This is a genomic window from Anaeromicropila herbilytica (assembly GCF_016591975.1).
Classification (GTDB): Bacteria; Bacillota; Clostridia; order Lachnospirales; family Lachnospiraceae; genus Anaeromicropila; species Anaeromicropila herbilytica.
On record NZ_AP024169.1, the window covers coordinates 2838555 to 2858673 of the forward strand.

The 20119-nt window shown below is 32.4% G+C and carries 19 protein-coding genes; 5 read left to right on the plus strand and 14 right to left on the minus strand.

All coding sequences use genetic code 11. The features are described from left to right. Nucleotides 1–170 precede the first annotated feature (170 nt). The 4 genes from hcp to bsdtb5_RS12315 all read right to left on the minus strand — a co-directional run bounded on the left by hcp (nucleotide 171) and on the right by bsdtb5_RS12315 (nucleotide 4478). Nucleotides 171–1823 (minus strand): hydroxylamine reductase, encoded by a 1653-nt coding sequence (hcp, locus tag bsdtb5_RS12300; protein WP_271712281.1) that lies wholly within the window; start codon nucleotides 1821–1823, stop codon nucleotides 171–173. Nucleotides 1824–1899: 76 nt separating this feature from the next. Next, nucleotides 1900–2064 (minus strand): DUF1450 domain-containing protein, encoded by a 165-nt coding sequence (locus tag bsdtb5_RS12305; protein ID WP_271712282.1) that lies wholly within the window; start codon nucleotides 2062–2064, stop codon nucleotides 1900–1902. 71 nt (nucleotides 2065–2135) lie between these two features. Then, on the minus strand, nucleotides 2136–3353 hold the full coding sequence (locus tag bsdtb5_RS12310; RefSeq protein ID WP_271712283.1) for an NAD(P)/FAD-dependent oxidoreductase: 1218 nt from the start codon (nucleotides 3351–3353) through the stop codon (nucleotides 2136–2138). A gap of 315 nt (nucleotides 3354–3668) precedes the next feature. Next, nucleotides 3669–4478, minus strand: coding sequence for a tyrosine-protein phosphatase (locus bsdtb5_RS12315; RefSeq protein ID WP_271712284.1), 810 nt, complete (start codon nucleotides 4476–4478; stop codon nucleotides 3669–3671). A gap of 232 nt (nucleotides 4479–4710) precedes the next feature. On the opposite strand from bsdtb5_RS12315, the gene bsdtb5_RS12320 reads away from it, so the two are divergent. Next, nucleotides 4711–5415, plus strand: a complete 705-nt coding sequence (locus bsdtb5_RS12320) for an FTR1 family iron permease (RefSeq protein ID WP_271712285.1) — start codon at nucleotides 4711–4713, stop codon at nucleotides 5413–5415. A gap of 66 nt (nucleotides 5416–5481) precedes the next feature. After that, entirely contained in the window at nucleotides 5482–5676 is a 195-nt protein-coding gene (locus tag bsdtb5_RS12325; RefSeq protein ID WP_271712286.1) for a hypothetical protein, read from the plus strand. Between the two features lie 112 nt (nucleotides 5677–5788). Here the strand turns inward: bsdtb5_RS12325 and bsdtb5_RS12330 are convergent, their stop codons facing one another. The 5 genes from bsdtb5_RS12330 to bsdtb5_RS12350 form a co-directional block, all read right to left on the minus strand. Beyond that, on the minus strand, nucleotides 5789–7498 hold the full coding sequence (locus bsdtb5_RS12330; protein ID WP_271712287.1) for an acyl-CoA dehydratase activase: 1710 nt from the start codon (nucleotides 7496–7498) through the stop codon (nucleotides 5789–5791). Continuing rightward, entirely contained in the window at nucleotides 7479–8771 is a 1293-nt protein-coding gene (locus bsdtb5_RS12335; RefSeq protein ID WP_271712288.1) for a 2-hydroxyacyl-CoA dehydratase subunit D, read from the minus strand. Before bsdtb5_RS12335 ends, bsdtb5_RS12330 begins: the two co-directional genes overlap by 20 nt. Before the next feature lie 360 nt (nucleotides 8772–9131). After that, on the minus strand, nucleotides 9132–9650 hold the full coding sequence (locus bsdtb5_RS12340) for a TIGR03943 family putative permease subunit (RefSeq protein ID WP_271712289.1): 519 nt from the start codon (nucleotides 9648–9650) through the stop codon (nucleotides 9132–9134). A 91-nt stretch (nucleotides 9651–9741) separates the two neighbouring features. Next, nucleotides 9742–10551 carry a metal ABC transporter permease gene (locus bsdtb5_RS12345; RefSeq protein WP_330611614.1) on the minus strand — a complete coding sequence of 270 codons (810 nt, stop codon included), beginning with the start codon at nucleotides 10549–10551 and terminating at the stop codon, nucleotides 9742–9744. Then, on the minus strand, nucleotides 10535–11218 hold the full coding sequence (locus tag bsdtb5_RS12350; protein WP_271712290.1) for a metal ABC transporter ATP-binding protein: 684 nt from the start codon (nucleotides 11216–11218) through the stop codon (nucleotides 10535–10537). Before bsdtb5_RS12350 ends, bsdtb5_RS12345 begins: the two co-directional genes overlap by 17 nt. A 164-nt stretch (nucleotides 11219–11382) precedes the next feature. On the opposite strand from bsdtb5_RS12350, the gene bsdtb5_RS12355 reads away from it, so the two are divergent. Both bsdtb5_RS12355 and bsdtb5_RS12360 read left to right on the plus strand, forming a co-directional pair. Then, nucleotides 11383–12291, plus strand: a complete 909-nt coding sequence (locus bsdtb5_RS12355) for a metal ABC transporter substrate-binding protein (RefSeq protein ID WP_271712291.1) — start codon at nucleotides 11383–11385, stop codon at nucleotides 12289–12291. A 237-nt stretch (nucleotides 12292–12528) separates the two neighbouring features. Then, the gene (locus tag bsdtb5_RS12360; RefSeq protein WP_271712292.1) at nucleotides 12529–12894 is read left to right on the plus strand and encodes a NifB/NifX family molybdenum-iron cluster-binding protein; all 366 of its coding nucleotides are present in this window, start codon (nucleotides 12529–12531) and stop codon (nucleotides 12892–12894) included. 179 nt (nucleotides 12895–13073) lie between these two features. On the opposite strand, the gene bsdtb5_RS12365 is transcribed toward bsdtb5_RS12360, so the two are convergent. The 5 genes from bsdtb5_RS12365 to bsdtb5_RS12385 form a co-directional block, all read right to left on the minus strand. Next, on the minus strand, nucleotides 13074–13559 hold the full coding sequence (locus bsdtb5_RS12365) for a DUF134 domain-containing protein (protein ID WP_271712293.1): 486 nt from the start codon (nucleotides 13557–13559) through the stop codon (nucleotides 13074–13076). 120 nt (nucleotides 13560–13679) lie between these two features. Further along, a complete protein-coding gene (locus bsdtb5_RS12370) occupies nucleotides 13680–14165 on the minus strand; it encodes a C-GCAxxG-C-C family protein (protein WP_330611615.1) in 486 nt (161 codons plus the stop codon). 176 nt (nucleotides 14166–14341) lie between these two features. Continuing rightward, nucleotides 14342–16051: a M3 family oligoendopeptidase gene (locus bsdtb5_RS12375; RefSeq protein WP_271712294.1), complete on the minus strand. Its 1710-nt coding sequence runs from the start codon at nucleotides 16049–16051 to the stop codon at nucleotides 14342–14344. A gap of 161 nt (nucleotides 16052–16212) precedes the next feature. After that, nucleotides 16213–17796 carry a H(+)/Cl(-) exchange transporter ClcA gene (clcA, locus tag bsdtb5_RS12380; protein WP_271712295.1) on the minus strand — a complete coding sequence of 528 codons (1584 nt, stop codon included), beginning with the start codon at nucleotides 17794–17796 and terminating at the stop codon, nucleotides 16213–16215. Nucleotides 17797–17984: 188 nt separating this feature from the next. Beyond that, nucleotides 17985–18839 (minus strand): GNAT family N-acetyltransferase, encoded by an 855-nt coding sequence (locus tag bsdtb5_RS12385; RefSeq protein ID WP_271712296.1) that lies wholly within the window; start codon nucleotides 18837–18839, stop codon nucleotides 17985–17987. A 234-nt stretch (nucleotides 18840–19073) separates the two neighbouring features. On the opposite strand from bsdtb5_RS12385, the gene bsdtb5_RS12390 reads away from it, so the two are divergent. After that, nucleotides 19074–20003: a 2-oxo acid dehydrogenase subunit E2 gene (locus bsdtb5_RS12390; RefSeq protein ID WP_271712297.1), complete on the plus strand. Its 930-nt coding sequence runs from the start codon at nucleotides 19074–19076 to the stop codon at nucleotides 20001–20003. Nucleotides 20004–20119: the final 116 nt, after the last annotated feature.

A 20119-nucleotide genomic window follows, 5' to 3' on the forward strand; every position in this document is an offset into this window, starting at 1 on the left:
AATTGTTTTATTTTGATTATTCTTCACATTAATTTCAATTAATCATACAGAATAATCCGTAAAATCATCTTATCACCTAAACCTAACTTTAGGTCAAGTATTTTTTTATATAATGGAGATAACCACATTTAGGCCCCCTATTAGGGGACCTAAAATATTTTATTTTTATATTAATTTGCTTGTTTTAGTGAACTCTTCAAATCATCTTCTGGAGTGCTTATTGGTTTAATATCAAAGGTATCTACTAGATATTGCAATACATTTGGAGATATGAAGGCTGGTAAACTTGGTCCTAAATACATTCCTTTTATTCCAAGTGATAATAATGCTAATAAATCTGCAACAGCCTTTTGCTCATACCAAGAAAGTACAATGGTCAGAGGTAATGAATTTACATCAGTATCAAAGGCATCTGCTAATGCTGTGGCTATTCTAACTGCTGAATATGCATCATTACATTGTCCTACATCTAATAATCGTGGCAGTCCAGCTACCGTTCCAAAGTCTAATTTATTGAATCTGTACTTACCACAAGCTAAAGTCAGAATCACACAATCCTTTGGAACCATTTTAGCAAAGTCAGTATAATAACTTCTTCCTGGTCTAGCTCCATCGCAACCTCCTATTAAGAAGAAATGTCTTAACTTTCCTTCCTTTACTGCTTTTACAATAGTTTCAGCATGTGATAATGTTTCGTGGTGTCCAAATCCCACTAAGATTTCTTTTTCTTTTTCCTCTTCTTTAAATCCACCTAACTCTAATGCTTTATTAATTATTTCACTGAAATCCTTAGTTCCATCTTCTGAAACATCGATATGCTTTACTCCATCCCAACCTACAACACTTGTTGCAAATATTCTATCTTTATATGTTTCTCTTGGTCTCATCAAACAATTAGTTGTCATTAATATACATCCTGGAATTCCATCGAATTCACTTTGTTGGTTTTGCCATGCAGAACCAAAGTTACCTACTAAATGTTTATACTTCTTTAGTTCTGGATATCCATGTGCTGGTAACATTTCTCCATGGGTATAAATATTTATTCCTTTGCCTTTTGTTTGCTCTAAAAGCATCTCTAAATCTCTCAAATCATGTCCAGATACTATAATAAATGGACCTTTTTTAATATTAACATTGACCTTATGAGGTGAAGGATTTTTGTATCTACTAGTATTTGCTTCATCTAACACCTGCATTACCTGTACACTCATATCACCAACTCTCATCGTCATACGTATCATATCTTCCACACTTAAGTTGTCATTGGTGGTAGATTCTAAACCTAAGAAATAAATTTGATCTACTTGTTCATTACTGTGTCCTATAAACCTTGCTTGATGTCCATAAGCGCTTACACCTTTTAAGCCATACAATACGGTTGATCTTAATGAACGAATATCTGCATCTAGACTCTGATCATACATTATTCCTGCTTTTACCGAATCCTTTAACATAGCCTCCTTTGTATCACTTAAATTATAGGTGGCTGCATCTGGATATTGTCCATCTGGAGCTTGCTCTCTCAAGGTTTCTTTGATCTTTTGAGATTCTTTTAATAATCTTACATGAACTTCAGCATCAAAATTTACATTTGTTAAAGTTGTAAATAGACCATTCTCTACGAACTTTACTATTTCCTTATCAATTATCTTTCCTTGTTCCAATAGAGGCTTTACATAACAAGAAATTCCTTTTAATTGATATATTAGCAAATCCTGTAGATTAGCTATCTCTGGTGTTTTACCACATACTCCACTTTTAGTACAGCCTTTTCCTCCAGCTGTTTGCTCGCACTGATAACAAAACATTGAATTTTCCATGATTAATCCTCCTATTTACACTATAACTTCTCACCTTAAGGTCTATACCTACCAGCTTTAGCCGGTAATGGTTCCGTTATATGAGTTTTTTTATTTTTTCATATAATTCTTCTGCTGTATCCGCCTGAATCATCTCATTATTTACTAGTGCATAAGGTCCTACTGCACAATCTCCGCAATATCCTAGACAAGACTCTGCTGATATATCTATATCATTAAAATCTTTTTTTAATCTGTTCATAATTTCCTCTGTACCAAATGAAAAATTGTTTTCACAAAATTTAATTTCCGTCATTTTATATACCTTCACCTCTAATAATTATTTTTTAATGTCATTAATAAATCTTCTACAGATGTATTAGATAAATCAAGATCATCTAATACTATTTCTTTTTCTATTGCTGCTTTAAGCAATGGTGATTGCTTGGTATCACCAATTACAATTGCACCAACTATTTTATTATTTGTGATAAATATTTTTTTATACTGATTTTTGCTAATATCTTCATCTACTAATACTTTTGTAAAATTAGTTTCATCTATATACCCCATAGAAAATAGGGATATATTAAAAGCATTTAATGTTGTTATTGGAGTAATTTTTTCATACACTGTTTCCTTTTCAGTAATGTTATATCCTGCAACTTTTCCCTGTGCTATAGCAATGTTCCACAATCCAGCAATATGGTTATTAAATTCAGCAACATCACCTGCTGCATAAATATTTTTTATGTTTGTTTCCATTCTATTATTTACTAATATTCCTCTTCCTGTTTCAATTTTAGTATTTTCAACTACGCCTATATTAGGTTTAATACCCGTTGAGTAAATAACCATATCACACTTCAATTCCATTTTTTTGTCCGTTAAAATTCCTTCTACTTTGGTATTTCCAGTTATTGCTTTCACCGCTGTATTATTTAATACTTGAATGTCATATCCCTGTATTATATTTTTTAATATTAAAGATGCCTTATCATCTAATTGATGTGGCATAATTCTTGACAACAACTCAACAATTATAACCTTTTTACCATGCTGATGTAATATCCAAGCCATTTCTAACCCTTGTATCCCACCTCCAATAAGTATTACTTCTTCACTTTCAATAAGACTATTTTTGATATTCAAAGCATCCTTAAGTCCTCTTAATGTATATACTCCATTCTTACCAATACCATCAATCGGTGGAGTGCTATTACTTGCTCCATTTGTAAAAAGTAACTTATCGTACTCAATATTACTACCATCACTTAATAATACTTCTTGCGTATCTACATTTATATTTACCGCTCTTGTATCAACACATATTTGTACGTTATTTTGTTCATACCACTCTTTCTTTTGAAGTAATATTTTATTTTCTTCAATCTCATCAAAAATACCTTTAGATAGCCTAATTCGATTATATGGGTAAAATTCTTCTTCTCCGATCAAATATATATATGAATCTAAGTCTATTTCTCTAATTGCCTTAATTGCAGAAATTGCTGCAATCCCATCACCTATAATTACTATTTTTTTATTCATTATTATCACCTCTAATTAGTAGGTTATCCTGCTTCATTTATATCTATGTATCAGATGCAAAATCAATTAAGTTCTTCCTGTGCCCTAATACCGTAAAATCAACTAAATGGGTATTTATATAAACAGCAATACATTATTTTGTAAAAATGAAGCGAAATTGTGGATTTGCTTAGGATGCGGTCACATTGCTGGTCGCATTTATTATGCTATTTTTCTTTTATACTTACTTTCTTTTACATAAAAAACCTCCAAAGTAGATTTGGTTATTTACCGTGTCTACTTTGGAGGAAGTTAACTAATTAAATACATGGTCCATTATTCTAAATATTGATTTCGAAGCTTTATCAAACCATCTGCATTCAAATCATATTCAACTTCAAAATACTTTTCAAAACTACCATATTTCTCTAAGATAGCTTCTAATGTCTTCTCTACTAGGTACCTACTGACACCTTGCGAAACCATGAACTGTTTCTTCTCTTCAGGGTGTTTTGAAAAGTACTCAGCCTTTTCTTCTAACAATACATCAATCAACGGTTTACGATATTTATTAGTAAGCATATAATCCTCGATTACAATTTCCGGTTGTACACCTAAAGCAAGCAAAATCAATGCTGCTGCAATACCAGTACGGTCTTTTCCTGCTGCACAATGAAATAGAATTGGAACTTCTCCTTGTTTTAAGAAATCAAACAAAGCACGAAAAGCAGCGTTATTAAAAGCCATACTTGAATATAGCCTAGTAAAATAATCTTCTCGATTTTCAAAAGTTGCAGCTTCTTTTTCCAATTCTGCTATACTGGAAGGAGAAAAATCAATATCACTGCCATCTGATTTTTTTAAACCACAAATTCTCTGATATTTAGTGCCTTCTGGTATCCAATCTTGTTGTAAATCAGCTTCTCCTTGACTACGAAGATCCATAATTACCTTTAATTTAAAGCTTTCTAGTTTTGCTTGGTCCGTATCCGTTTTCAGTACATCCAATGCCATGCCACGATAAAGTAGACCATAACGTACATGTCTTCCATCTTTCGTCTGATAACCACCAAGTTCACGAAAATTGACTGCAAGAGGATTCTGAAATAAAATGGGATCACCAGGATTCTGTTTTATTTGTTTCATAGTTGGTCTCCTTTCACACTTTGTACCAACCTAACTATACAGCATTTGACTTGAATTCGGCAAGTAGTTTAAAAGGATAATTAATTGTACTTTTATACCCATATAATACCTATTGATTTACTATCGAATATATTGTATTCTATATTTGTAATTGATATTGATTATCATTTTCTATCATGACATTATATATTATCTAATGCTTATATATAATTAACCAATTGGAGGTATTTTTATGATTTCTAGTTTATTTCTATCATTTAGAGAGGGTTTAGAGGCGGCTTTAATAGTTGGAATTATATTAATCTACTTGCATCAATCAGAACGTAAAGATTTAGGTAAATATGTATACTATGGAGCAGTTTTGGGCTTGATAGTAAGCATTGTGGGTGGATTTATGGGGTTCCGAGAAGCCAAAGAACTTGGTGAAGAAGGAGAAGAGATTTTTGAAAATATAATGAGACTTCTTGCCTCTGGCCTAATTGCTTATTTTATTATTTGGGTAAGCAATCAATCGAATAATATTTCTACTGATATCAAACAGAAGGTAAGCAATAATACAAGCGCAATCGGACTTATAGCTTTAAGTTTCTTGTCTGTATTCCGTGAAGGTATGGAGTTGTGTATCATGATTTTGACTAAAATCAATGAAAACTCTTTAAATGTTGCAACAGGAATTGGTTTAGGATTGCTATTTGCGGTACTGCTAACCTATGTTATCTTTAAGTCTAGTATGAAGTTAAATCTTAAGTTGATATTTAAAGCATTAGGGTTTGTACTCATTTATCTAGGTGCAGAAATGTTTGCAGAAGGCATTATAGGTATTACAGGATTTAATGAATATCCTTTTGAAGTAATTTTTATGGTGATATTTATACTACCATCACTGTATTTCTTCTTCAAAAAAGATATTAATAGAATCTTGAAAAAGGCTAATTAACCAGTATTAATTGGTGGTGATTCTGCTGTATTTCCATACAATCTAGAGCCCTGGCATCTCGCTATTATGTATGCAACAGTTGCTGCAGTTAATCTTTACGAGATTCGTATTACTTATGAAGATGACTGCTGTAACGTTGTAGCGAATTGCTTTGGAAGAAGTACTAATTACGAAAGCCAAGAAGGTAATACTGTACTGCAACATGACTTAATTGAATTACGTGAACCTCCTGTTCAAGAAACGCCTACTTGTGTGTTTTAACTCAAAAATACTCCCTCCTAAGCTGATAAGGTTTATTTATCATTACTTAGAAGGGAGTATATTTTTTCACTTTTATATCACTATATAGAGCTGAATTAGACGATTTACTTGATTACTCTAATCCAAATAAAGCTGCACCAATTGCTCCAACAATTTCAGGTTCCTTTGATATGAATAGCTTATCTTGGATTTTCTCTTCCACGGCTTTTACTACACCTGGATTCTTCGCAACACCACCAGTCATCATATATTCACCTTCTAGTCCAACTCTCTTAAGTAAGGAATATGATTTAGTAGCTATAGCTTTATGTATTCCGTGAGCAATATCACTTTTCTCTTTATTTAGCGCAATTAATGATATAACTTCGGATTCTGCGAATACGGAACACATACTGCTAATGTCAATATCTTCTTTCCAGTCAAGAGAGATTGGTCCTAATTCTGAGATATCTATCTCTAGTGTTCTTGCCATCATCTCAAGAAAACGTCCTGTTCCTGCGGCACATTTATCATTCATTACAAAGTCAATTACTTCGCCTTTATCATTTAGCTTAATAACTTTGCTATCTTGACCACCAATATCTAGAATAGTACGAATCTTAGGATTAAGGTAATTGGCACCTTTTCCATGGCAGCTGATCTCCGTAACATTTTGATCCGCGAATGGAATACTAACTCTACCATAACCTGTGGAGATAATAGTATCAATATCTTCTCTCTTCATATTTGCCTTTGCAAGAACTTCCTCCAAGATGCGTTCTGCACTTTCACCACTTTTTGCTCCAGTACGAACTACATGAAATGCAACAATTTCTTTTTTCTCATTTAAAATAACTGCATTGGTTGAAGTAGAACCACTATCAATTCCTAATACATACATTCTATCATCTCCTGTATTCTTTCTTATACTACGTTTCTTATTCAAATTTGCTGTCACTTCTAACGATTCGATAAAAGCTTCCACTCTTGTACGAATCTGGCCTGCACATTGTTTGGTATAGTCTGTCTCTATTTTTAGTATTGGTTTCTTGATTACTTCTTTTAAATGTGTATACTCATAAGAATAGTTATCACAAAACTTTACGGTATGATAGATAATACCATTTATCTCATCTTGTAATCCCTCAAGATAATTCTCTCGATTTGTTGCTTTTTGCATTCTCATACAAGGAAATTGATTCAATAGATTGGAAGCATAGGAGAATAAGATATTATCATGCACCAATACATAATCTCGATTTAGACCTGTGCAAGTAAGATTAAATACGATATTAACATTACTCTTTTTAAGTAATTCTAGAATTCCTTTACTGCATCTAGCTCCCATTAGACCGATATTAATTTTATTTTCTTGTCTCTCTTCTTCTGTTCTTTCAACATTCTTTAATTCTTGATTTTCTTCTAATTTTCTTTCTTTTAACTGCTTATCAAATAACTTAAATAATTCTTCTTTGTCAAATCTCTTACCACTATAATCTTCATAAGCTTCTACCATCTCAAGTATACGTTTTACATAAATGCTGATTGAAAAATCATTTACCTTTCTTGGTACATCAAGCAAATAGATAAACTTGTCAGGATATTGTTCCTTCAATATGTCAAATAGTCTACGTATACTATCACAACAAGTTGTCAACACAATTCCCTCATAGTCCTTACTAATGGAGTCTTCAAGTACTGCTTTCGTATAAGAACACATATTAGGATGCATTAATGTATCAGCCTGGTCAAAATTGGTGACGTCTGGTTCGATACGAGATGTTTCAACTCCTAGGGCAGTAAATATTTCTATTGGTGTATACTTACACACATAACCGATCATCGATATCATCCTTTCCTGTCTCAATCATTTCTAAAAATGCCTCTAATCTAGTCTTAATCTGTCCGTCATGACTATTTCTTCTGTCCATTCCATCCCCATCAAGGATAAGCATTGGAACACCTAATTTCTTCATTTCCTCCTTAAGAAGCATAACTCCACCAGAAGATTGCTTACAGCCCCAATGGCAGAAGTGAATCAGAGCGTCTGACTTATATTCTTTTACTAATTGTGAGACAAGTTCTACTTTTCGTTCAAAAGATCCATTATATATATTTAATATCATTTTCTTCGCCAATGTTTCTAATGGATGTTCAATATCTAATTCTTCCATATAGTCTAGATTAAGGTCACAGGCTTTAATCTGATAATCTTCATTACAGTTAAAATAGCTCTTTAATGTTTCCTGATAATATGGGAATAAATGAACCCAGAATAAGCTAGTACCATTACTTTTTGGATACTTTTTAATGTCTTTTGCAAGTAGTTGAAAGAAATCAAGTGCTTCCTTCGTTCCAATATTTAGATGTGTTGCAAATAGCATAAATAGATTCATTGTTAACGTGTTTGGATAATATCGATCTATTTGCTCCTTTAGAAACTGCTTATAATAAGCCTTGGATTCATTTTCTCTTTTTAGTGTTTCTTTGAGTTCATTCATATCTAACTTCATTTGGAACTTTTCTTCTAACATTACAATCATTTCTTTTAATTGCTCAACCACATAGCTCTCAGCTTCTATTGAATATTCGTGAGGAATATCTAGCATATACTCAGCTATCTGATGCTTTTCCGTTAAGTAACGGAAGGTATTAATATTTCCATCACAGACCATAGATGTTGTAACTGAAAATACTGGCTTTGGCAAAACACCAGAATCTACTGCACCAATAAAATTTTTATGATAAGAACATAAAGTTGGAGCAATTCCGCTATTCTCCGCATAGTCAATGAAATAATCTTCACATTGAAATCCTGAAATAAATGAAGATAGACATTCTAGCGAAATAGGATTAAGACCAAAACACTGGATTATTTCAACTGGAGTAAAAATATTGGTCCATACCGATTTCTCTGGACATTTTAATGCTTTAAGGGTGCTGTTCACAGCCATATGATTTAACTTCTGATATGCTCTAGGTAGTCCTTTATCTGGGAAAACCTTGGTTCTTATGTTCTCATAATCTAAGCCAAGTTTTATCATATTCAATGCTTTCTTTGGATTGGCATCTACATTTTTTTTGATTTGTTCACCGTATTTTTTAATTATCTGCATATGATTCCTCTCTATTAATTTTTAGCTTGTATAGGATTAGTGTGAAAGAAAAAGAATTTCACACATTGAATTTAGGCTTGCGAGCAAGTCGCAAGCAGGTAGGTTAGTGTGTTAAAACCTTATTTTAGTTTACCAAATAAGAAAAGCTTTCAACACTTTAATCATAGTAGATTATAAAAGTAGTAATAAATACACAAATCATAGGCCTGCAACTTCTTGCAGGCCTTTGTAAGATTATACTTATTGAATTTTCATTTTGCACGATTACCACTGTTATAAAATACTATTTAAGATAAATATTAACACTTTCTATGTTTTAAGTCAAATAGGATCATGTTATTTACCTTCTTAACTACTCTATCAATAGCCACTCGGATAGATATATTCATCTTTCGGTTTCATTGCATTCTTTATTGATTTTATTTCAATCTGAGGTTCTACCTCTCCCTCATACTCACCTTTATGAAGAATTCCTGTAATGATAATCCAATGATCTTTCTTTAAATCTATGGCCTTATCATATGTACATAACGGTCCACATGGGACTAAATCAGCCACGCAACATGACATCAACATCCTCGCCAATGCAAATTCATTCTTCTTCATAACCGTACTATCTTTATAGACAAATCCTTTCATTTGTATTTGATACCCTTCATATTTGGATGTATTTGAATACAATTCATCCAGCCACTCATAGAAATTATCATCACTGACCTTAATCGTCTTCTTATTCTTATCAAGACCTTCTAAAGCTGATTGTTCCTCAGTACTTTGTTCCTCCTCTTCTACACTATTACTTTCTGCAGTTGCAGAATCCAACTTTTTTATTAATACTCTATATAATGCTATATTGGTTTTATATGATGTTGTGGTCAAAAGCCTTTTATAATATACACTCAACAATCTAATATAAAGCTTTTACCCCTAACATCTCTTATATTAATTTCTAACCATATATATTCTTCAATTACCTTCTTAGCAAAGAGCTCTGAATTCTTTTTATCACAATAACAACTAACAATAAAAAAACCGATATAATCGCTGTCAGTCCACCTGGCGCTACATTTAGATAATAGGATAGGAATAGGCCTGCCATAATATCTACGATACTAAATAATATGGAGAAACATAATGTTACCTTGAACCCTTTTTCTAACTGCATAGCAGCAGCCACTGGTAAGGATATCATAGAACTTAATACTAGAACTCCTACGATTCGAATGGAGGCTGCGATAGCTGACGCTACTAATATGGAGAAGATATAATTGATTAATCTTACCCTAACCCCAGCAATCTTAGCTGCTTCTTCATCATAAGAAATATATAAAAGTTCATGATATAAAAATATTACAATAAGCACCGATAGGATACTAAGGATTAATATCGTTAACATATCTGCTTTTGTAACTGTTAGAATACTACCAAACATATAGGATTCTGCGTTTGCATGTAACTTTCCTGAGCTCATAACTGTAATCGCAATACCAACACTTAAGGATAATACAATTGATAAGATCAGATCCGTGTATTTCCTAAAATAATTTCTAAGAAATTCAATGAGTGCTCCACAGATTGAAGTGAACAAAAATGCACCGACAATTGGATTCTGACCGCATAATAATCCAAGCGATATCCCCGCTAAGGAAGCATGGGATAAGGTATCCCCAATCATAGAATAACGCCTTACAACCAGAAAGACTCCAATGCAAGGACATAAGATTGCAATTAGAAATGAGACTATGATCGCATTTTGCATAAAACTATATTGTAACATCATCTTCTCCCCCTTCCTTATTCTTTACATATTCCTTTATATAATTTTGGGCATCGCATAGATGACCACTTCCATGTTTAAGATGAAAGATCTTTGTAGAGTTGTGAAATACAGCTTCAAGGTTATGCTCCACTGCGATTATTGTTTTTCCTTTCTCAGTTGTTAACCTCTTAAGTAACTGATAGATTTCTTTCTGACTTTCAATGTCCACTCCAGTCGATGGTTCATCTAATATCAACAAATCAGGTTCACCCATCAATGCTCTTGCTATTAATATCTTCTGCGTCTGACCACCAGATAAGTCTCCCATTAATGACTTACCATATTCACTCATTCCTACTTGTTGTAAAGAATGCAATATGACATCCTTTTCTTTTATCTTTAGAAGTCTTCTATAAGAATTCATTGCTTCGAACACTGTAATAGGAAAATTCGTATTTGAAAAATCATTTTTCTGTGGTACATAACCTATTCTATTTTTATTCATTACTATAGATCCTATTGTAGGTTTCAAAAATCCGAGTAGTAAACGCATTAAGGTAGATTTACCACTACCATTCTCACCTATTATGGAGATATATTCTCCCTGTTCTATTTCTAGATTAAGATGCTCTAAAATATAAGGTTGTGCTCCGTTATATGAAAAGCACAGATTATTTATTGTTATCATTTGGCATTCCTCCTGCCTTAGATTCTAAATCATAAATTAAGATTTGTAAATAGCAAATGCGAATCATTTGCATTTAGTATTGACATAAACGTAAGTTGATGTATAATGTTAATGCAAACGGAATTCATTTGCATATTAACAAAATACTAGGAGGTTTTAACAAAATGAAAAAATTATTATCGCTACTATTAATTCTTTGCATATCGATATCTTTAATCGCATGTAACAGTAAAACAAAGGAAACAACTACAAAAGATACTAAATTAAATGTTTCAGTTAGCTTTAATGCTATGGCAGAATTCGCAAAAGCAGTTGGTAAAGATAAAGTACAGGTCTCTACTATCATACCTGCCGGGACTGAACCTCATGATTTCGAACCTAAAACCGCTGACATTCGTAAGCTAAGTGATGCCAAAGTCTTTATTTATAATGGTCTTGGTATGGAATCGTGGGCTGATGAAGCAGTTCAGTCTTCTAACAATCAAGACCTTGTAGTTGTAAATGCTTCAAAAGGCTCTACTTCGATTGAGAATATGGAGAAAGATGAGATTGAAGAACACGGAAAATATGATCCACATCTATGGTTAAGCCTAAAAGGAGCTGAAGTTGAAGTACAGAATATAGCGGATGGCTTATTGAAAGCTGATCCTAAGAATAGAGACTATTATCAGAAGAATTCTAACGACTATATTTCTGAGATTGAAAAACTATATCAAGAATATAACAAGAAATTCAAGTCATTAGAAAAGAAAAATTTTGTAACTGGTCATGCTGCTTTTAATTATTTCTGTAAAGATTTTGGCTTAGAACAAAATAGTGTTGAGGACGTATTCGCAGAAGGTGAACCAAGTACAAAGCAGCTTGCAGAATTAGTTGAGTATTGTAAAGAAAATAAGGTTACTACTATCTTTGCAGAAGAAATGGCAAGTCCTGAAATATCCAAAACTTTAGCAAATGAAGTAGGTGCTAAGGTTGAGACGATACACACAATAGAAAGTGCAGATGGTGATATGACTTATCTTGAGCGTATGAAAGATAATTGTAAGAAAATCTATGAAAGCTTAGCACAGTAGATTACTGTTATGCAATCTGCGTATGATTCTATTCATAATGACATATGATAAATAAAACAAGGTGGCTGCAAAAAAAGCCTCCTTGTTTTATTTAAATACTATTTTACTTTTTTAAATACACAGATTTATTTATATTCTTGACATATGCCAATAATAGTTTTAAGATTAGATTAATGGGCATATGTTCATATATTACATTAATAATGAATAAGTAATTTTAATAAAGGAGATTACAGAATGAAAATAGCATTACCATCACGTCAAGATCTTATCGATAGTCATTTCGGTCATTGTGAATACTTTACTGTATTTACAACCAATGATACAGATATCCTAGAAAAAGAAATCTTAGAATCTCCAGCAGGTTGTGGTTGCAAATCAGACATTGCCACGGTTCTTGCTGATATGGGAGTTACACTAATGCTCGCTGGTAATATGGGGGACGGTGCAGTGAATGTCTTAAATAACACTGGCATTCAGGTAGTTCGCGGATGCGCTGGAAATGTGAAAGAGGTCGCTCTTGCTTGGCTATCTGGAGCTATTAAAGATTCCGGTGATTCCTGTCATGAACATGATCACGGTCATGAATGTAATCATCATTAATCCTCCATGAAATAGGAGAATCTATATAAACAAACATAAATTAAATTCATTGAATTCAAAATAACCCCTCTGTATTAAGTAGGAATGTTTTAGATAATCAAATCTTTTCCAACTTAATACAGAAGGGTTATTTTACTAGTTTATTCTATATTCAATTCTTAAAAGTACTATAAAATCTATTATCTTGAATTAAATTCTACACCTCTATGACGTCTACAATTCTTGCAACAAAATTTATCTTTACAATTATTCTGGCAAACTAAATTAATCGAACCACAATCTGGGCATATATATTTTCCATTCTTAATTGCTTCAAGATGTTCAAAGCTTTCTTTCCAACCCTTACCACACTCTTTACATTGAATTGGGCAAATATTACGTGTAAAATTACCACCTTCTATGTGTATCATTTTCCCATTGATTAAACTATCCGCCACTTTCTCTCTTGCTGATAATAAAATACGTTGAAACGTAGGTCTTGATACTTCCATTCTCTCAGCACATTCACTCTGTTCTAATCCTTCTAAATCTTTCAGACGAATGGCTTCTAATTCTTCCAATTTCAGTATATTCTCTGGTAATTCAGGCACATCTGTTTCTGATGGCACATAATACGGTATTGCTGGTATATGTTCAATTTTTCTCCATTTTGTTGGTCTTGCCATAATTTCTCCTTACTTGAGTTTTTAACAAAATCCATTTTGTATCTTATAAAATATTATAGTTTAGTTTCTCTATATAATATTATATTAACGTTAAAACTTTTCAATTAGGTTTATACTCATTTACTTCGCTTTCTTATTCTCTTTTATATATCGTTCCATAATCTCTGCTGCCATTCCGACAATCTCAACGCAAGGTCTTTTCTTATAATATTCTGCTGTTCTTAGTTCAGGAACTGGTTTATCTTTCCCCTCTCCTAATCCTAGCAATTCACGACAAATAATTGATCCATTCTTTTCTTCAAACTCTTTCGCAAGATATTGAATCCTCTTATAATGTTCTGTTTTAGCAATTTGGTCTTTAGGACTTGTATATCCATAAATCATTCCAGCCACCATGAACATCCCAGTCACAGCTCCACATACTTCTCTAAGTCTACCCATTCCTCCGCCAAAAGAAGAACTAATCTTCATTGCCATCTCAAAATCCATATCATATTCATCACAAAAGGCCATAAATACCGACTGAGAGCAATTATATCCTTCATTAAAATACGCCATTGCTAGTTCGGAATGTGATTTTTCATTCATTTCCAATTCATTGTCCATTACTCTATTTCCTCGTCATTTCATATTTTTAAAGTCATATATATTCTTAGCATATGCTCTTAATATAATAAATTTTATCAAAAGATGAAGAAAAGTCAATGAATGATTCATACTTCTATACAAAAAAACAAAGCTATTCAAACGAAAACAGCTTTGTTTTTATTACATATATTAAACTATTGATTCATCTTCTCAATTTCACTTAATAGAATCTCTTTTGCACAAGATGTTGCTCTAGCTACGCTTCCTTCTTCAAATGGTACTGAAAGATTTGCTACCTTTAATAATTCTAAATAGCTCTTGCTAGAACCAGCTTTACATAGGTTAAGGTAATCCTTCCATGCTTGTTCTTTATCTTCCATGTAACGCTTCTTAAATTCCATTGCGCCCATTGTTGTAAGGGTATAGTTAATATAATAGAATGGATATAGGAAGATATGAAGCTTATGATACCAATATCCACCTCGTTCCATGAATTCATCCTCTTCGTATTTACGCCATGGCATATATTTTTCTTCTAGCTTATGCCATTCTAATGTACGTTCCTTAGGTGTTAATTCTGGATGCTCATACATGATATGTTGAAATTCGTCAACTGCAACACCAAAAGGTACGAAGGTAATTGCTCCTTGTAAATGTGCAAAACGGAATTTATCTGCACCTTCACCGAAGAATTGCTCAGCATATGGATAAGCAAATTGTTCCATGGACATAGAATGAATCTCAGCAATATCAGTTCCACCCATATAGAAAAGAGAGGTCTTCTGATTTCTCATAGATTCATATCCTGCAAATGCATGACCAAGCTCATGAGTTAATACTTCAACATCGAATTTGGTATGGTTAAAGCAAGAAAATACGAAAGGTGCTTTGTATGTAGATAATACAGTCATATAACCAGTAGATGCTTTATTTGGCTTATTCTCAAGATCCATTAAATCATGTTCAATCATGTAATCGATAAATTCACCAGTTTCAGGACTCAAATCATGATACATTTTCTGAGCTTCTTTTACCAAATATTCTTCATCGCCAATAGGATCCGCATTGCCATCTGGATAAACGAACTCTTCATCATACACTTTAAGTTCGTCAACTCCAATACGCTTTGCTTGCGCTTCATATAACTTCGCACATAAAGGTACTAATTCACGTCTAACTTGTTCACGATAAGCTGCAACTTCTTTTGGACCATAGTCGCTACGTTCTTGTTGCATATATGCTAAAGGAATGAAGTTTTCATAACCTAATGCTTTACCCATTTCATTTCTGATTGTAATTAATTCATCAAAGATATCTTCCATCTCATCTTCATGAGTATGATAGAAATCGGAATATGCTTTGAATGCTGCTTTTCTTGTCTTTCTGTCTGAATGTTCAAAGTATTTCTGGATACCATATAGATTAAGGGTTTCTCCTTCAAATTCGATTTTCGCAGTTGCCATAATCTTTTGATATTTCTGAGTTAACTTTGCTTCCTTTTGCATAAAAGGAATTAACTCTTCCTTAAATTGATCTACTTTTCTTTGAATGCTCACTAAGAATTCTTTACCGAATTCTTCTGTTAATTCTTTTGTAAAATTACAGTTCAAGATTGCTTTGAAAAGTGCAGTAGAACTTGCTTCTGATTCTGCACCACGATCTTGTAGATATTCAATCTCTTTTTCATAGAATTCATCCGTAGTATTAAGAGTATTACGAATCATTGCGATTGTTCCCATTGTATCTACTGCACTGGAAAGTTCATCTGCTTCTTGTAGAATTCTCTGAATCTCTTCATAGTCTTTTGCATTCTTCACTTGTTCAGTTAGTTGCTGTAATTTAGCATCATATTGATCTAAATCAGGTCTTACATATTCAAGTGTTGAAAATTTAAAATCTTCCATAGTGTCTCTCCTTAATAATAGTTATTTGCTTGCTTTGAGTGTTGTTAGGCACTCGAGTCTTACCAGGTAATACATAATATATCCATATTTTAGTATGTATTTCTTCATAACACAAGTATTATTTTAAACACTGTAATTTTTCAATTTTGAACACAGTAAGTTTAGTTACTTCCATTTGTACTTAGTTTTAATAATTCATCATTAATTTTTGGAACACGATCTTCATTGGTTAATACAATCACATAATCCCCTGCGGTAATTACCGTATCACCCTTAGGAATAATCTCTTGTTCTCCACGTTTTATGGCTACTAATAGACAATGTGATGGCCATGTTACAGTTTTAACTTCTTTACCATCCAAACCAGAACCCATACAGACTGCATATTCTAGAATAGATTTATGCCTACTATTTCCTTTCATACGACTTACTCCTTGTTTTGCTAAGATTCGTTCTAATAAGGCTTCATAGATTGGCTTTGAACCTATAATATCAGCGGTCAAATAGGCAATAATTGATATAATGGATAGTGATAATAAATGCTGGAAGGAACCTGTCATTTCTGTAATTAATATAATACCTGTAATCGGAGCTCTGACAACTGCAGTAAAATATCCAGCCATTCCCAATATAACGAAATTGCGAATGAACATACCATCAAGATGAAATATCTGAACAACGATACCACCATATATACTTCCAATGAGCGCACCTACTGCTAATAAAGGAAGGAAGATACCTCCTGGTGCTCCAGAACCAAAGCATACCATTGTAAATAAGAATTTCATTACTAAGATAACCACAAGTGTGATTATTGTATATTTACTCGTAGTTAATAGAGAAATGATAATTTCATGCCCTCCACCTAACACTTGAGGTAATAAAAATCCAAATACAACGGATAACAATAAAGGGATGACAATCAAGAACTCTTTTGGAATCCATGTTATTTTTGCATATATATTCTGAGCCTTAAGAATTGATCCATTAAACAATACTCCTAGTAAACCTAATATTATTCCTAATACAACGATGAAAAAATAAGATTTCAAGGGTAGAATAGATAAACTCTTAAAATTAAGAACTGGCTTTAAACCAAAAAATCCACTTGATACGTAATCTGCTGTTAATGCAGCCGAAAGAGCTGAAAGTAGAACAAATGGAGAAAAATTCTTATGTACTTCCTCTAATGCAAACATTACGCCCGCTAAAGGAGCATTAAAGGCTGCGGAAAGTCCTGCACTTGCGCCGCAAGTAATCAGATATTTTTCTTCTACTTTGATTCTTTTAAATATCTTGCTATAGCCTTGTCCAACTGCTGCTCCCAACTGCACCGATGGGCCTTCTCGACCAAGGGATAGGCCTGAACCTATAGCTAGTACACCTCCAAGAAATTTACCAAGTATGACACTCCACCATCTCATCTGTAATTTGTGAAGTAGAACTCCTTCTACTTGAGGAATTCCGCTACCACATATCATTGGTTCTTTCTTCATTAGAGAACCTACGATGTATGCAACTAACAGTAAAATACCAATCCATACTGGCAGCAAGTACGGATTAATTACTATCATTTTATATACTTCTTTCAAGATATCAGACGCTTTTTCAAGCGAAAATCGGTAAAATACAACAATAAGACTACTTACTATACCAACTATGATACCTTCATATACTAGTTTTAATTTAAAATTATTCCAGTGAAATAGCATATGATAAGTATTATTTTTATTCTCTATATCCAATGTGATCTCCTCTCTGCTAAAAAGCAATATACATATAAACTTCCTGGTTAAACCAATAATTATATACTTCTTGGCCTGAATTCGCCTAACATAGTTATACGTATTGAACTGAGAAGTTTATCTATATAAATGAAAATACTTAAAAAGTATAAAACTTTTCTACGTTTTTGTAAAACTCAATTTATATATTATAATTTTAATACCATTTCATATTGATTTACATAATTCTCAAACCCTACCTTGAACAAGAAATTTACTATAGACTTAGATTGACTCTCTACATTAAGAACACTAATTCTATTAGATTCAGAATTCTTTATTAAATCAGTTAATATACTACTTCCAATTCCTTTCCGTCTATGATTTTTATTTACTGCTATATGAAGAATATCTCCTGCTTTTTTATCTATAACACCATAGCCTACAATTGTATCATTAAGATATACCAATGAATATATAAATTTATCAGATGCAGCATTAATTGATTCAATAGAATTCTGCCAAGAGGGTTCAAAGTCCCAACACTCTTTTAACTTTATCCATACATTTTGATTCATTGTATTACTGTTTTCAACTGGGTATATTGCTTTCATATTATACTTATTTTTATCTAAACAAAAACATTCAAAATCTCTTAAAATATGAAATCCTTGCTTTTTGTAAAGTTGAACTGCCGATGTATTTGTCTGTAATACTTCAAGTAAATACTGCTCTACTTTCATTTTTTGAAGTAGTTGTTTTGAATGTTCAAACATGTTACTTGTTATGCCCTGCTTCCTATACGTTGCTATAACACCTGTCCCTACATCATAAGACGTAATTTTTCCATTCCAGTCTCTAATTCCATTTAGAACAAACCCGACTAACTTTTGATTTTGAAATGCACCAATAGAAGCTTTTTGAATACAACCTCTTTGTTGAAGCATTTCTTGAAACTTTGACAATGGCATTTCAATTTTTACTTGATAATCTGAAAATACCTCTAAAAATGTTTTATGTAATTCTTCAATACTTATATCTTCTAATGTGTTATAACTTACCATCCCTTATTTCACTCCTGACGAAAATCACTATTGTATTTACTGGAAAATTATATCACATTATAACATTTAAAATCAGTATTAAATTATACAAAATGATCTTCTCAGCATTTAAATTTTAACTTTTTTAACGTCTACTATAGTAAAAACCTTTATGTAGCAAAAACACATATAGATAATATAATGAATCATTAGGAAACTGAAAAAAATATCGTTAGTTGAGGTGATAGTTATTTAATGAATAACAAAACTATTAAAATTAAACAAACTGTAAAATTTGATCTACAAAGAAAAGTTGTATCACACATGACCACATCTTCATGGCATAACATCCCGCATGTATCATATGTGTACGAACCAGATATCACTGACTTCTATAATGAATTTTCTAAACTTGCAAAGGAAAGAAACAATTCAGGCTATAAAATAACATTAAATACATTGCTGATAAAAGTTATAGTTGAAGGTTTAATAAAGTCACCTGAATTGAATTCATATGTAGAATATAATCATAAGAAAGTGGAAGGCTTGATACATATTTTAGATGACATTAACGTTTCGATACCCTGGCTTTTATCCAATGGTAAAATGATACCCCCAACAATTCCTAATGCCCAGAAAATGTCACTAAATGATATTTCGGATTATATGTTAAAATTATCCTCTAAAATAGAAATAACAAATATTGATGAAATGTTATATAGAGCAGCATTTTCTGATACATTCAATGAATTAAAGAAATTTAATATTGGAATAGTTAGAAGAATTATTGCTTCTCAAATAACTCGAAACAGAACAAAGGGATTAAAAGGTAAGGAAAAAAAAGATTATTATAAGATACCTGAGCATAAAAGATTAACCGAAAAAGATATTATGTCTGGTACAGTAACCGTCTCCAATATAGGTTCTTTGTATAAAGAACAGAGAGGTTCCTTCGCACTCCTTGAAATCATCCCACCTCAAGTTCTTGCTATTGGTATTGGTTCAGTTCAAGAACGTCCAGGTGTATATACCCTTAAAAATGGGAATAAAGAAATTGGAATAAGAAAATTTCTCCCAATGTGTCTTGCATTTGACCATAAGGCAGTAGATTTTAGTTCCATTATTCCTTTTCTAAAAAGGCTTGATGAAATTTTCGAAAAACCTGACGTTATTCATAAGTGGTAAAAACTTGGAGTGAAAATCTATGAATTACAGTGTTCTGCAAATAACCTAGGATATGCAGTGATCAATCCACCGCATATCCTATAAATTAGATAATGAACCTTAATTCCAAATAATAT

Coding starts and splice junctions, on each gene's coding strand:
- bsdtb5_RS12325 (WP_271712286.1), top strand. CDS start 5,482: ATGTATGCAACAGTTGCTGCAGTTAATCTTTACGAGATTCGTATTACT.
- hcp (WP_271712281.1), bottom strand. CDS start 1,823: ATGGAAAATTCAATGTTTTGTTATCAGTGCGAGCAAACAGCTGGAGGA.
- bsdtb5_RS12360 (WP_271712292.1), top strand. CDS start 12,529: ATGAAAATAGCATTACCATCACGTCAAGATCTTATCGATAGTCATTTC.
- bsdtb5_RS12350 (WP_271712290.1), bottom strand. CDS start 11,218: ATGATAACAATAAATAATCTGTGCTTTTCATATAACGGAGCACAACCT.
- bsdtb5_RS12315 (WP_271712284.1), bottom strand. CDS start 4,478: ATGAAACAAATAAAACAGAATCCTGGTGATCCCATTTTATTTCAGAAT.
- bsdtb5_RS12305 (WP_271712282.1), bottom strand. CDS start 2,064: ATGAACAGATTAAAAAAAGATTTTAATGATATAGATATATCAGCAGAG.
- bsdtb5_RS12330 (WP_271712287.1), bottom strand. CDS start 7,498: ATGATCGGTTATGTGTGTAAGTATACACCAATAGAAATATTTACTGCC.
- bsdtb5_RS12390 (WP_271712297.1), top strand. CDS start 19,074: ATGAATAACAAAACTATTAAAATTAAACAAACTGTAAAATTTGATCTA.
- bsdtb5_RS12375 (WP_271712294.1), bottom strand. CDS start 16,051: ATGGAAGATTTTAAATTTTCAACACTTGAATATGTAAGACCTGATTTA.
- bsdtb5_RS12335 (WP_271712288.1), bottom strand. CDS start 8,771: ATGCAGATAATTAAAAAATACGGTGAACAAATCAAAAAAAATGTAGAT.
- bsdtb5_RS12310 (WP_271712283.1), bottom strand. CDS start 3,353: ATGAATAAAAAAATAGTAATTATAGGTGATGGGATTGCAGCAATTTCT.
- bsdtb5_RS12355 (WP_271712291.1), top strand. CDS start 11,383: ATGAAAAAATTATTATCGCTACTATTAATTCTTTGCATATCGATATCT.
- bsdtb5_RS12320 (WP_271712285.1), top strand. CDS start 4,711: ATGATTTCTAGTTTATTTCTATCATTTAGAGAGGGTTTAGAGGCGGCT.
- bsdtb5_RS12345 (WP_330611614.1), bottom strand. CDS start 10,551: ATGATGTTACAATATAGTTTTATGCAAAATGCGATCATAGTCTCATTT.
- bsdtb5_RS12385 (WP_271712296.1), bottom strand. CDS start 18,839: ATGGTAAGTTATAACACATTAGAAGATATAAGTATTGAAGAATTACAT.
- bsdtb5_RS12370 (WP_330611615.1), bottom strand. CDS start 14,165: ATGGACAATGAATTGGAAATGAATGAAAAATCACATTCCGAACTAGCA.
- bsdtb5_RS12365 (WP_271712293.1), bottom strand. CDS start 13,559: ATGGCAAGACCAACAAAATGGAGAAAAATTGAACATATACCAGCAATA.